This is a genomic window from Mucilaginibacter sp. P25, from assembly GCF_050859465.1.
GTDB lineage: Bacteria > Bacteroidota > Bacteroidia > Sphingobacteriales > Sphingobacteriaceae > Mucilaginibacter > Mucilaginibacter gossypii.
The window spans coordinates 1209744-1223887 of sequence record NZ_CP193937.1 but is presented as its reverse complement, the minus strand read 5'-3'; the positions used below and the strand labels follow the sequence as shown (position 1 = coordinate 1223887).

Genomic DNA, 14144 nt, shown 5'->3' with positions numbered 1-14144 from the left:
AATAGCTATTAAGATGATTGAAATGTGGCAAAGCGGGCAGCTAAAATAAAGTTTCAAAAAATAAAGAGCCCGGTATTCTCATATCGGGCTCTTTACATATTTTATATTAAAACGATTACTTGGTAACGTACATTACTTCTTTAACCGCTTTGATCACCCTTTCAGGGTTTGGCAGGTATTCCTGGATCAAAGTTGGAGCGTAAGGAAGCGGAACGTCACCGCCCATGATACGCAGGATAGGAGCGTCAAGGTAATCAAACGCGTCTTTTTGTACTTTGAAAGCAACCTCGGTAGCAATTGAACCTAACGGCCAGCTTTCTTCAATAATTACCAAACGGTTTGTTTTCTTTACCGATTCGATAACTGTAGCATAATCGATAGGGCGTACAGTACGCAGGTCGATCACTTCAGCGTGGATACCTTCTTTTTCAAGTTCGGCAGCAGCAGCGATAACCACTTTCATGATCTTGCCAAAGCCAACTAAAGTAACGTCAGCACCTTCTTTAACAACTTTTGCTTTACCCAATGGGATATAGTAAGTTTCTTCAGGCACTTCACCTTTATCGCCATACATTAATTCCGACTCCATAAAAATAACCGGATCGGGATCAAGGATAGCTGATTTTAATAAACCTTTAGCATCGTATGGGTTTGATGGTACAACCACTTTTAAGCCAGGGCAGTTGGCATACCAGTTTTCAAAGCACTGGCTGTGCTGTGAGCTAAGCATACCTGCATTACCGGTAGGGCCGCGGAAAACGATTGGAACTGAAAACTGGCCACCGCTCATTGACATCATTTTGGCAGCGCCATTGATGATCTGGTCGATAGCTACCAGTGAAAAGTTGAAAGTCATGAACTCGATGATAGGGCGTAAGCCATTCATTGCCGAGCCGATGCCGATACCGGCGAAACCCAATTCAGAGATGGGCGTATCTATAACACGCTTTGCGCCAAATTCTGTCCAGCATTCCCTGGCTTACCTTGTACGCGCCGTTATATTCGGCAACCTCTTCACCCATCAGGTATATATTCTCGTCGCTGCGCATTTCTTCGACCATGGCCTCTCTTAGCGCTTCTCTGAATTGTATTTCTCTCATTATAGTAAAATGATGTTTTTTTGCGAACGCAAATATAAACACTAATGTGTTAAATGCAATTAACCGTGGTATTGGTTTGATTTTTAATACATATATTTTACATTTAAAATCGAAAAAAAACTGATAGTGTCCATTTAATTCAAAAATTAACAATGGCTTATTCTAAAAATGGCAATCAAATAACGTTTTCCGAGGATAATAGCATCGATTTTGAATATCCAATCGAGGAAATTTTTGAAGTTGACGGTATTTTAGTTGTTACATTGAAAATACCCAACAATGTTCGTGATCGTCGTAATGTTTTTGCCTTTAGCAGAACCGGCGATTTTTTATGGCAGATAAAAGATGTACCGCTCTATCACAACGGCGATTTCTGCCCCTTTATAGGAGCACTTGTCAATAAGCAAAACGAATTTGTATTATTTAACTGGTGCGATACCGCTGTTATCATAGATCCGCAAACCGGTAATGTTATCAGAACATATCAAACAAAGTAGCTTTGTTTATATCTTGATCCGGATATTGATTTTATCCAATAGCCCCGTAAGCCATACCATTACAAAAGCAAATACAATACACTTGATTAAGCCGCCGGTGCCCTGGCTCAGGTATTCGGGGTAGCCTATCCTGCTCATTTCATATATTGGATAAAACAGGAAGGGCACTATGTAACAGGTAAAAGTGTTGGTGCCGGCGGGCTCTATCACCTTAAACCAGTTGTATTTATTTTTAACATCAACCAGGAAAATAAAGAAAGCATACACCACCAAACTAATGCCGGTACAAATGAGCACCCATGAAGGGGTATCGCGCTCTTTGGAAATGCCGCCACTGAAATAGCGCACTATAAAGCCCAGGTTAAACAGGATGATAGCAATCAGGATCATGGCCACCCAAAGCATCTTCATTTCGTTATTGGCCTTGAGGCGCATGTACAATACGGAAATAAATACCCCTGCCATGGTGAACGACTGCATAGCGCCGTTGCCGGCTATCCAGATATAGCCCTGCAGCTTGTCGATAAAATCAAGAAAGCCGAAGTGCACATCCAGGTTAAAGAAAATGAAGAACATCCAGGCCGCCAGCTGTACCCATAAATGCCCGTCGGAATAGTAATAGATAAGCGCGCAAAGCATGTATGACCAGCCTATCAGGCCTAAAATACCCCACCAGGTAAAGTGAAGCCAGGTATGTCCGGGGTCGCTGGTACGATAGAGGGCTGCCATGCCTGCAAGTAACAATATACCGAAGCCCTGCAACATATAGCGTTTAGTTGGTGACGTGTCCTTGCCGTAATCTAAAAAAATGAAGAAGAAACTGAATGTAACCAGGCTTTCCCAAACGGGTTTGGGTAACAGGGTGGTAGCTTCATTATAGGTTTCCATGTTGGCATGAAAAAAACCTATAAAAATGAGCGCGAACGAGCGGCTCACTATTCGTGATAGTAGCTTGAAATTGTCGCCCTGCTTTAACCTGTTTTGAAAAGCAAAGGGAATTGAAAGCCCGACTATAAATAAAAACGCGGGAAAAATAGTATCGGCCAAACCCAGCGCATCAACATTTGAGCCCGCGTGTTTAAGCCATGTTGGGGTATTCGGAATGCCATCCAGGTCATTCACAAATATCATGAGGAACATTGTTACAGCGCGGAATGCATCTATTGAACGTATGCGGCTAAGAAAATTATTCATTCAGTCATGTAAATGCAACAAGCAGCGTAAATGTTTTAATTTAACGGTAATTAAATTGAAACATTACTATTACAAGGCTTTTTTAATCTCTGTCGCGGCTTAGCTTGCTGAATAAAAGTGGATTTTCATTAAGTTCCAGCCCTTCCTTGCGGTTCTTTACAATGTGGATAGCTGTAAACAGCGCTTCGCGGAAGGAGATCTCAGAAGCCTGGTTTTTTCCTGCTATATCATACGCAGTTCCATGATCGGGCGAAGTGCGTACAAAGCTTAACCCGGCTGTAAAATTAACACCCGTTTCAAAGGCAATTTGTTTAAAAGGGATCAGGCCCTGGTCGTGGTACATGGCCAGTACGGCATCAAACTGCAGGTAAGTGCCGTTGGCAAAAAAGCCATCGGCCGAGTACGGGCCAAATGCCAGGATATTGTTTGAACGGGCTTCTTCAATAGCGGGTATGATGATATCTTTTTCTTCGCTGCCGATAAGGCCGTTATCGCCGGCATGCGGGTTAAGCCCCAATACCGCAATTTTTGGCTTGCGCACCCAGAAATCATTTTGCAAGCTTGTGTTCATTAGCTTCAACTTGGCCAATATTTTTTCGGCGGTAATACTTTCGGCAATTTTTGATACCGGGATATGACCTGTAACCACGCCAACACGTAAAGTATCGCTTACTAAAAACATCAGCGATTCGGCAGCACCATCGTATTGCTGTAAATATTCGGTATGGCCGGGAAAGTGGAATTTATCGTTCTGTATATTATCCTTGTTAATAGGAGCCGTTACAAGGGCATCTATATAACCTTCCTTCAGGTCATAAACAGCACGCTCCAATGATTTAAAAGCGTACTTGCCTCCTGCTTCCGTAACCTGCCCTATATCAATCTTCACGTCCTCTTCCCAACAGTTGATCATGTTGGGTTTGCGGAAATGCGTTTGCGAAGGATCATTGATCACCAAAAAATTGAGCTCATTAACCTGGGTTGCGCGACGGTGGAACGAAGCCACCTTGGTATGCCCGTAAACAATAGGCGTACAATAATCATAAATCTTACTATCGGCCAAAGTTTTAATAATTATCTCTAAACCGATGCCGTTTACATCGCCAATGCTGATCCCAATTTTTAATTTATCGCTCATTATTTTTTATGATTTCACCGAGTTTTATGATTTCACCGATTTTTTTAAGCGGTGATTTCAATATTTTAACAGTGATGATTATTAATGGTTTATAAAGCTAAACGACCTTTTGCCTTTTGCCTTTCGCCTTTAACCTTCAACTTAGGCAAACCTTTTGCCTTTAACTTTTCGCCTTTAACCTATCTTTACACCTGCAAATAAAAGATTTTAAGCTTATAGTTCCTGATAAAAGCACAAATATGATTTAATTTGCTCAAATATTTGATTAATAATGACATTGGTAAGGGCAAAAAAACATTTAGGGCAACATTTTCTTACTGATAAAAACATAGCAGCAAAGATAGTGGACAGCCTGAAACCCGAAGGGCGTTTCGGCCATGTGCTTGAGGTGGGGCCGGGCATGGGTGTACTGTCTGATTTTCTGCTGCAAAAAAGCGAGTACGAAACATCACTCATTGATATTGATACCGAATCGTACGATTTTCTGAAAAAAATACCCGCAATTAGGTACCCGCCTTATCAATGCCGATTTTCTGGAGCTTGATTTTAAAAGCATTTTTCCCGAAAACTTTGCCATTATCGGTAATTTTCCCTATAACATCTCATCGCAAATACTTTTTAAGGTGCTTGACAACCGCCAGCAGGTGGTTGAGGTAGTGGGCATGTTCCAGAAAGAGGTTGCTGAACGTTGTGCCGCCAAACCAGGCAGCAAGGAATATGGTATACTCAGCGTGTTTTTACAAGCCTACTATAAAGTGGAATACCTGTTTACGGTGAAGGCCGGTGTATTTAATCCTCCGCCCAAGGTGCTTTCGGCAGTGATCAGGCTTACACGCAACGATAAACAAACACTTGATTGCGACGAGAAGCTATTTTGGCAGATAGTAAAAGCGGGTTTTAATCAGCGCCGCAAAACCCTGCGCAACGCCATATCGTCACTCATCAATAAAGAAAAACTGACTGATGAACCTGTCCTCGATCTGCGTGCGGAAAGATTGAGCGTAGAGGATTTTGTAAAACTTACTAACGCGGTTTCAGCGAGCAGGTAGGTAATCAACGTTCTGCGCCCTCTAAATCTCCCCCAAAAGGGAAGACTTACAATGACGTCTCCATATTTTTAATCCGCTACTAAACCTGCAACTGCCGCTAAAAAATCAATGCTTATTCCCAAATCCAAACTCTCTGTATGAATTTGGTACGTCATCGGTATTGCTGAAGGCAAAGGTGAAAGTAGTACTCCAATTCTCATAGTCGGCTTTTTTATCCTGCGATGGTTCAACATGGGTTGAACTGACCATATATACCCCCTCCCGGCTCAGTTTAAAAAATACCAGGCCATTGCTGTCGCTCAATAATTTTTGCGGAACGATGGTGCCGTTCAAAGTACGCACATATTGCATCACCACAGCATCCTTCATGGGTTTGCCTCTAAAAAGCACCTGAGCGGTAACATCATCGCCATAGCTTGATTTATAGGGATTTTGTTGTATTACAATTTCATATTCCTCACCCAGGGGTTTATCAAAGTCCTTACCGTTAGCTTTATCAACAGAAATAAGGGTTTTGCTTGACTGGTGATACTTTTCAACAAAGTATTGCTGACTGCTGGCCCGGGCTTCTTCGGCCATTTTATCGAGGCCTTCACTTTCAAGTGCTCTGATAAATTTATTCCTTTCCGATTCTGTTTCATCATCCCTTACCAGTTCAAAAAGTGCAAGACCGGAGTTTTGCAGCTCATAGACAAGCAGACTGCTATCGGCAGAGTTACTGACTTTTGAAAGGTCCGTTTTCTTTGAGCCTTCATACAGCATAAATTTAGTTGCCTTTGCTGTGGCAAGTTTAAATTCATTTTCGGGTTTAAACTCGTTGCCGCTCAACAAATGCAGGTTAAGCTTATCGCCTTTGTGAACGTAAAAATTATGTGGCAATAAGAAAAAATCCTGCGAACTGGCCGCAAAGCCTATCATGAGCAGTAATATAATGATGAAAATAGAGGTGCGCTTCATAGTTTTTGGATAGTATCACCAAACATACAAAGTTTTAAAAACTTCAGTAGTTTTACGTTATGATTTTTGACAGGAAAAACCTCGATAATGATACTTTGCTGGAATTTTATAAAAAAATGCTGTTTCCGCGCATGGTTGAAGAGAAGATGCTGATCCTGCTGAGGCAGGGCCGCATTGGCAAATGGTTTTCGGGTATTGGCCAGGAAGCCATAGCAGTTGGCAGCGCCCTTGCTATGAATGCCGACGAATATATTTTGCCTATGCACCGCAACCTCGGTGTTTTTACATCGAGAAATATCCCCTTGTCGCGGTTAATGGCGCAATGGCAGGGCAAACCCTCGGGCTTTACTAAAGGGCGCGACCGCTCCTTCCACTTCGGTACCCAGGAGTATAAGATCATTGGGATGATATCCCATCTCGGTCCGCAGCTTGCCCTGGCCGATGGCATTGCCTTAGCGGATGTATTATCGGGTAAAAGAAAATCAACCCTTGTTTTTACAGGCGAGGGTGCCACCAGTGAAGGGGACTTTCACGAAGCACTTAACATAGCCTCTGTTTGGAAACTGCCGGTAATATTTCTGATCGAAAATAATGGCTATGCCCTTTCAACCCCAACCAACGAACAATATAATTGCCGCGAACTGGTTGATAAAGCCGTAGGCTACGGTATTGAAGGCCGCCGTATTGACGGCAATAACCTGCTTGAAGTTTATAACACCATAACCTCACTTAATAAAGCTATTCGTGAAAATCCGCGCCCTGTTTTGCTGGAATGTATGACCTTCAGGATGCGTGGCCATGAGGAAGCATCAGGCACCAAATATGTTCCCACTAATTTATTTGAGTGGTGGGCAGGAAAGGACCCGGTTACAAACTTTGAAAAGTACCTGATTACCGAAGGGGTTTTGTTTAAAGACATGATCACTATTGTCCGTAAGGAGTTCGCCGCCCTTATTGAAACCGAAATTGAAAAGGCTTATGCCGAAACAGATATTATACCGGATGTGGCCACCGAAGTGCAGGATATGTACAAGCCTTACAGCTTTCCTGCTGTACAGCCAAAATCATCGCCGGTTACCAGTAAGCGCTATATAGATGCCATTAGCGACGGGCTTAAACAAGCTATGCGCAAACACCCCAACCTGGTGATCATGGGGCAGGACATTGCCGAATACGGCGGCGCATTTAAAATTACCCAGGGCTTTGTTGAGGAGTTTGGTAAGGCCCGTGTACGTAACACCCCCATTTGCGAATCAGCAATTGTTGGTGCAGGCATGGGACTTGCGCTTAACGGCTACAAAGCTGTGGTTGAAATGCAATTTGCAGATTTTGTTACCTGCGGCTTTAACCAGGTTATTAACAACCTGGCCAAAACGCATTATCGCTGGGGGCAGGGGGTTGATGTAGTAATACGGATGCCCGCGGGTGCAGGTACCGGGGCAGGCCCCTTCCACTCGCAAAGCAATGAAGCCTGGTTTACCAAAACTCCCGGCTTAAAAGTGGTTTACCCGGCTTTTCCGGCAGATGCCAAGGGACTACTGCTTGCCGCTATTGACGATCCTAACCCGGTAATTTATTTTGAACACAAATACCTGTACCGCAGTATCAGCGCCGATGTGCCTGATAATGATGTAATGATAGAGATAGGCAACGCTAATGTGATTAAGCAAGGCGAAAAGGCCACTATAATTACATTTGGCCTTGGTGTACACTGGGCATTGGAGTATGCAGACAAACATCCCGATCAATCCGTAGAGATCATCGATCTGCGCAGTCTGCAGCCCTGGGATCAGGAAGCGGTGGAAACCAGCGTTAAGAAAACAGGCCGGGTGCTGATTTTGCATGAAGATACGCTTACCAATGGTTTCGGCGCCGAAATTGCAGCCCATTTGGCCGAACATTGCTTTAAATATCTTGATGCTCCTGTAATGCGTTGTGGTAGCCTCGATACGGCTATCCCCATGAATAAAGCCTTGGAAGATCAGTTTTTGGCCAAGGCGCGATTGGAAGAAAGCATGGAAAGGCTGCTGGCTTATTAGGCAGGGCCCCCGAGCTATACTTCTATTCCTTTAGGTTTCATGTCGCGCTGGGCAGCACCATTAAATATTTCGTTAACTCTTGATCTTAACTGATTATTGGCGATCAATTAGGGTATAATAAAAGACTATACTGCTTATCTAATTGCCTTTGGGTTTAAGTGAATCACAATTGAGTTTTTATAACAAGCATAACTATGGTTAATATTTTAAGCGTATAAATTATTTTTCAATAAAAAAGGATTGTTCAACGGGTATTGCTGTTTGCAGTTTAGGCTCACGATTGTTGCCATATTGCCAGGCTACCACGGTAACTTTTACCGGGAAACGGCTTCTCGGCGGAATAGCTGTAATATTTAATGTATTGCCTGATAGCTCCGCCGGGCCTTCTAATACATAAAACCCTACAGGCACCTGTGCATCTGAGCTGGCATCCAATTTTATTCCCTTTGCATGTGCCTTTTGGTTGGGGACCGGTAAAAACGTAATATGCTGTTCCCTCCCTGCTGTATTGTGTGGCGGCACAAGCATCTGTGATTGCTGTACGGCCGGTTTATACTCGGCATCTCCAGAATGGGTAGCAGCAAACCACAACTCATAACTATGCGGGTTCTCCCAAAAACCGGCCTGCGGGCTCAATCTGAAAGTGGAATCATTTAACTTAATAACCGGGCCTGTAATGCGGTTAATGGCAATAGGAGTATTCCCGGCAGCATGCCCTATAGCGGAACCAGCCGGCATGCCAGCCCAAACAGGTAAGCGGGGACTGCCCCCGGGCACCGTATCATAAAATGCAGCATGGAGTTTAAAAGTGATGCCATCGGCCTCTGGTTCAAATTTCAGGTTTACCTGCTGGTGCGTATTACGCTGTTCAACCATTTGGCCATGCTGTACATAACCTATTAACTGGGGTTTTTGATTGTGATGTCTTGCCTGGTAGGTTATTGTTGCCCGAGCTGTTTCTTCATCAAAATACCAGAAAGCTTTTGAAGCATCGCCCTTGTACCTGCCTACAGGTGCTGCATCCGCGGCGGGTAATTCATTATAACGCCATTTATCAACCAGCCAGCCGGTTTTTGTCGGATCGATATCAATCAATTTCGGAACAGTACCCGGAGGTACATTTTTTGGCAAGCGGTACTCCATGGCTTTTTTAATGTAGAAGGCCAGACAGCCGGTTTTTTCAGGCGTGGCAGCGAAATGCCCCTGCGCCGGGTTGGATAGCATACTCAACGGCAGCAGCGGATGTTCCTGTCTTTCTTTTAATCCCTCATCGCCCCAGGTGTTGGCAGCTTCGTATTCGCCCATTGTTTCTAAACAAGGGACATAATCCAGGCTTTGATCTTTACTCCAGATATCGGGAGCAAAAATGTTTCTTACATATGGCCATTGCCCGCTTACTGAGATGCAAGCAAGCGTACGCGAAGGGTTCCAGACACCGAAATAATAAGGCGCACTTGCCGCTGCCGAATGTCCAATAGGGATCACCGGCGCTGTTTTCAATTCGCTATAACCTGAAATATCAGCGAGGTCATTGATCAACGCGTTAAACTGATCTCCGGCTCTTTCGTTAAATAAAAACTTGAGATTGAAAGCTGGGCTAACCCAGATCTCCGCAACACCCAGGTTGCCCATCTCCCCTCTGAATTGAGGATCTTCCAATATGGATTGCTCCTCCATATTGTTTTGAGCGAATATGACGGCCTTCACTTGCTTACAGTTTGGCGATATCCATAAAAAAGCCCTTGACGGATCCCGCTTGGTACCAGCAGGCTTAACCGCCACCGACCATTGCCAAACAGCCGCCTGTGCTACCGGCAGATCCGCCAACATCAGCGAGCTTAAAAAATAAAATAATGACAATACCTTTTCATGATTCTAATTCAATACAATTTTAGTATCGGTGCTTGCCGGCATATTAAAACACCATTGTTTATTGAAACCCTGATTTACCGGCTCGCCTTTTATCGTTACATTATTGAGTGTGATTGTATGGTGGGCAGATAATATGAGGGTTGATATAACTATCCGGGTGCTTTTCATTAATGTTTAACTTTATAAAGTTTAGCGCCGAATAAAAAGATCACCGCGTAGCAGATTATCGGAAGGTAATAAGCGTGAGCCACACTATGATTGGCTATCTGCCCCATTACCATTGGAAATACCGCGCCTCCTACTACTCCCATCGCTATAAAAGATGAAGCCTGTTGTGTATGACTGCCCAGGTTTTTGATCCCCAAGCTAAAAATGGTGGGGAACATAATGCTAAAAAAGAAGTTGATCATCAGCAGGGCGATGTATGATGTCCAGCCCAGGCTCTGTGCAACTATCAGGCACATTAAGATGCTGCCGCAGGCAAATGCCGCTAATAATTTATTGGGCGCTATATAAGTCATTAATGAAGTGCCCACAATACGCCCCAGCGCCATCATCCCCATAAAAATAATCATAAAGTAACCGGCCTTTTCATTACTGAAATGCATAATATCCACACCGTAGTTGATAAAATATGCCCAGGTGCCGGCCTGTGCCGCCACGTTAAAAAACTGTGCCGCAACTGCCCATACAAAATGCGAATGTTGATATAGTTTTTTAGATGGTTCCACGTCCACGTTAACCGCATCAGGATCGATGGCCGAAGTTTCTGCATGCGGATCTGTTAAAACCGGAATTTTTAAAAACATAAAAGCAACCGCTATAAGTATAATCACACAGCCGATAGCTACATACAGCGTTTTTACGGAAGTAAGATCGGTTGAATGTACCGTGTCCGAACCTAAAAGGAAATATGAACCAATGGCCGGACCGATCATGGTACCCACCGCGTTAAAAGTTTGCGCGAAGTTTACACGCTGGTCGCTCCGGCGCTGATCGCCCAGGGCGGCCGCAAAGGGATGCGCAACAGTTTCCAAAGTAGCCATACCGCAGCCCATAATAAATAAGGCTATCCTGAAAAAGTAAATGAGGCCGCGTTGGCTGCAGGGACGAAAAGAAATAAACCCAGGGCAAATAAAATCAACCCCAGGATTACGCCCGGTTTATAACCAAACTTCTTTAAAAAATATCCTGCGGGGATACTCATAATAAAATAAGCCCCAAACACGGAGAACTGGATTAAGCCGGATTGAGATTTGGAGAGATTAAGCACATTTTGAAAATGCTTGTTCAGCACATCGCTCATGGAATGCAGTAAGCCCCACATTAAAAATAGCGAGGTTACAAATACAAAGGTCACGATGAATTTTTTCTCGGTAAAAGCTGGTTTATTGGTCATATTGTTGTTAAAATTAATTACCCGGATGATTGGCATTAAATAAGATATTAAGTCCTCGCCTGCTATCAAAAGCCGCAGCAGCACCCATCAGCGCCGCGTCTTCTCCCAATAAAGCTAATTTTATTTTTAAACTTTCAGCATATGCTGTTAACCTGGCGGTAAGTTCATCCAGAAACATGCCCGATGCTTTTGCAATATTGCCACCGATAACAATTACATCAGAACCTTCGGTTTGGATAATATCCCGGAGGAATAAAGAAAGGTTGACCGCAAACTCATCAAAGATGTTCCTGACCACAGCGCTGTGTTTGGACATTGATATCAGCGAACTCACTCCGGTAACGGACAGCCCGGTTGTTTCATGATATCGCCCTAAGAACCATCTTGTAGAGAAGTAATCATCTGCAATGCTATCTTTATAAGGTTCGCTGCCTAGGTTTAAATCTTTCACAATACCATCAACGCACAAAGCTGAACCAAACCCTGTGCCCAGCGTAAGCCCAAGAACCTTACGGGAGCCGGCGCCAGCTCCCGCCACAACTTCCCCTTGTAAAAATGCTTCGGCATCATTTCGGAACAGGATATCTGCAGCATCTATCCTGAGCTCTTCCGACAGGTATAACTTAATATTTAAACCATAAATGGCCTCATACTTATGCAGGTCTTTGATCAGTGAAATCCCATTTTCATAATCAAATGGGCCAGGCATGGCCAGGGCAACCTGCTGAGCCGGAGATCCGAATTTTTCATAAGCCTGTGTTAATGCTTCCGCCCAGGTTTTAAGTATTTCAGTTGCCGTTCCATGGGAGTCCACAGTTAACCGGGTACGGGTATCTTCAATGATCATCTTTTTTCCAGATCGATGACCGCTGCTGTAATATGCGTACCGCCGATATCTGCACTGATTACATAATTATTTTTACGCTGTTGGCTCATGTATGATATATATATATGGATTATTTTTCCGGAGTGAGGTACACCGCCTCTCCGCCTGATGGCAGCAGGGCAAATTTTAATACTGTTTTACTATTAACACTTTTACTGCTGACCCTAACGTGCGTCTCAGTATTCACCGACGGGTCATCGCTGTAAATAGTCGCTTTATACTTTTTACCGGGTTCTAAAAAACTCAGATCAAGTTTAATTTCACGAGCATCATTGTTGGTGATAGTACCTACAAACCAATCTTTTCTGCTCCTGCGGGCTGTAGAAATGTATTCGCCGGGTATTCCCTGCACTATTTTTGTTTCGTCCCATGTGGTTGGGATCTTGTCCCAAAATTCCAGTTCGGGCTCATTATGCTCCGCCGAAGGCTTATCATACCAATACAGCGTTTGCAGCGGGCTGTAATAAATTGCGGCCAGCGCTAATTGATGGGCATGAGTAGTTTTAATACGTTTATTAAAATAACAGAAGGTATAATCGGCTGCTCCGGCAATATACCGTGTAAAAGGCAGCACGGTATTGTGCGTGGCATCGGGCATTTCCTCGTTACCACGGATCCCTTCGGCCGACATCAGGTTTGGCCAGGTACGCTGCTCGCCTGTTGGCCGCCAGTCGTCATGAATGTTTACCATGATCTGAGCAGCTGCCGCCTGCTGAATCGCCTTTTCCACCCAGGTTGTCCAGCGGTGGGAGCCTTGCTGTACGAAACCAAATTTTACGCCTTTTACACCCCATTTATGATAAACAGCAAATAAACTGTCACTTTGAGCTAATAAACCCTGCTGATTAACATATAACCAAACACCAACACCCTTATCCTTGCCATATTTGATTATACCAGGCAGGTCAAAATCAGGTATAGCAACCTTGGTAGCATCCGAGCTAAAGCTAAAAGCCGGTCCGTACCATTTCCAATCAAACAGAATATATTGCAGGTTATGCTTCACCGCGAAATCAATATTTGTTTTTGCATCATTTGTCGTCATGGCCATTACCCGCATGATTTTACCGGGTTTAATCCAATTGGTGTTGGCTATTGCCGATGGCTCATTAAGATTCAACATCATGTAATTATGTTCAATCAGGTCGCCCGGTTTTTCAGCTATCATGATTGCCCGCCATGGTGTGCCTACCGGCGAGATGAGCTGCGCCCCGCCAAACATAGAGGTTACCAGGGTAGATGGTTTATCGGCACTCAGTTTAAATTTGGTGCGCGCATAATCAATTAGCCTGGCTTCTGCCAGCGCTGCAAAAAGGCCATTAGGCAGTTCGATGGTTAACGGCCGTTCGCTTTCGCCGGGCCAGTTTTTTAGCGGCAGTTTGTAATATGGCGCTTGTGCCCAATTGGCAAACCAGGCTTGGGTGCCTTCAGGCAGGTGAAACTCGGTATTTTCTGCCCTGATGTTGTAGTAGGTTCCTTTAGGGTTTTCGGGGAAATAATAACGGAATGCTACCCCCTCGTTATAAACCCTTACCTGAACCTGCATCACATAAATGGGATTGTCATCCTTTACCAGCGTAATATTCATTGCGTTGTAATGATCACTAATCATAGCCCGCTCTCCGGTAACTGGTGCCCATGTGGTATCATGCCGGGAGGAATCAACGCCCGTGATCAACAGGTTTTCGCACCAGTTTTTATGCTGATCGACCTTCAATGCCATTGCTTTTTCTGAAAGATCATTATCCAGTTGCAGATCGAGGACTGACACCAGAATTACCGGCTTGTTTTTATAATCCAAGCTATAGTGCATCGTACGCTTCCCGGCTTCAGCTTTTTGACGGAACCTGAATATTATATTGTTATCCGGCGACCGAAGGCTAAGTACAGAATCTTTTATTCCCTGTCCCCGAACCACACTGATAAAGCAGCTTAACCACAAACCCGTAATCAATATTATTGCGTTTTTTTCATGTCAGATAGTATTTATCCAGATAAGACAAATAATTTCAT

General features: G+C 44.0%; 10 protein-coding genes and 2 pseudogenes. 3 read left to right on the top strand and 9 right to left on the bottom strand.

Translation table 11 applies throughout. From position 1 onward, the window contains the following. Positions 1-115: 115 nt before the first annotated feature. Positions 116-1100, bottom strand: a pseudogene (locus ACRQ5D_RS06415) (pyruvate dehydrogenase complex E1 component subunit beta). A gap of 152 nt (positions 1101-1252) precedes the next feature. On the opposite strand from ACRQ5D_RS06415, the gene ACRQ5D_RS06410 reads away from it, so the two are divergent. Further along, entirely contained in the window at positions 1253-1597 is a 345-nt protein-coding gene (locus ACRQ5D_RS06410; protein WP_091167295.1) for a hypothetical protein, read from the top strand. 6 nt (positions 1598-1603) lie between these two features. Here ACRQ5D_RS06410 and ACRQ5D_RS06405 read toward each other — a convergent pair whose 3' ends face one another. After that, positions 1604-2791 (bottom strand): DUF5009 domain-containing protein, encoded by a 1188-nt coding sequence (locus tag ACRQ5D_RS06405; protein ID WP_091167298.1) that lies wholly within the window; start codon positions 2789-2791, stop codon positions 1604-1606. Positions 2792-2873: 82 nt separating this feature from the next. Then, complete coding sequence (gene pdxA, locus ACRQ5D_RS06400) at positions 2874-3929, bottom strand: 4-hydroxythreonine-4-phosphate dehydrogenase PdxA (RefSeq protein WP_091167301.1); 1056 nt, start codon at positions 3927-3929, stop codon at positions 2874-2876. Between the two features lie 271 nt (positions 3930-4200). On the opposite strand from pdxA, the pseudogene rsmA reads away from it, so the two are divergent. After that, a pseudogene (rsmA, locus tag ACRQ5D_RS06395) lies at positions 4201-4978 on the top strand (16S rRNA (adenine(1518)-N(6)/adenine(1519)-N(6))-dimethyltransferase RsmA). A gap of 105 nt (positions 4979-5083) precedes the next feature. Here the strand turns inward: rsmA and ACRQ5D_RS06390 are convergent. Beyond that, entirely contained in the window at positions 5084-5935 is an 852-nt protein-coding gene (locus tag ACRQ5D_RS06390) for a DUF4198 domain-containing protein (protein WP_090532114.1), read from the bottom strand. A gap of 59 nt (positions 5936-5994) precedes the next feature. Between ACRQ5D_RS06390 and ACRQ5D_RS06385 the strand changes: the two genes are divergently transcribed. Next, positions 5995-7974 (top strand): alpha-ketoacid dehydrogenase subunit alpha/beta, encoded by a 1980-nt coding sequence (locus tag ACRQ5D_RS06385; protein ID WP_091167307.1) that lies wholly within the window; start codon positions 5995-5997, stop codon positions 7972-7974. A gap of 219 nt (positions 7975-8193) precedes the next feature. On the opposite strand, the gene ACRQ5D_RS06380 is transcribed toward ACRQ5D_RS06385, so the two are convergent. The 5 genes from ACRQ5D_RS06380 to ACRQ5D_RS06360 all read right to left on the bottom strand — a co-directional run bounded on the left by ACRQ5D_RS06380 (position 8194) and on the right by ACRQ5D_RS06360 (position 14049). Then, entirely contained in the window at positions 8194-9804 is a 1611-nt protein-coding gene (locus ACRQ5D_RS06380) for a hypothetical protein (protein ID WP_431199276.1), read from the bottom strand. A gap of 209 nt (positions 9805-10013) precedes the next feature. Then, the gene (locus ACRQ5D_RS06375; protein ID WP_432328564.1) at positions 10014-10892 is read right to left on the bottom strand and encodes an MFS transporter; all 879 of its coding nucleotides are present in this window, start codon (positions 10890-10892) and stop codon (positions 10014-10016) included. 23 nt (positions 10893-10915) lie between these two features. Continuing rightward, on the bottom strand, positions 10916-11245 hold the full coding sequence (locus tag ACRQ5D_RS06370; RefSeq protein ID WP_432328563.1) for an MFS transporter: 330 nt from the start codon (positions 11243-11245) through the stop codon (positions 10916-10918). A gap of 13 nt (positions 11246-11258) precedes the next feature. Next, on the bottom strand, positions 11259-12092 hold the full coding sequence (locus ACRQ5D_RS06365) for an ROK family protein (protein WP_431199273.1): 834 nt from the start codon (positions 12090-12092) through the stop codon (positions 11259-11261). A 109-nt stretch (positions 12093-12201) separates the two neighbouring features. After that, on the bottom strand, positions 12202-14049 hold the full coding sequence (locus tag ACRQ5D_RS06360; protein WP_432329724.1) for a glycoside hydrolase family 97 catalytic domain-containing protein: 1848 nt from the start codon (positions 14047-14049) through the stop codon (positions 12202-12204). Positions 14050-14144 lie beyond the last annotated feature (95 nt).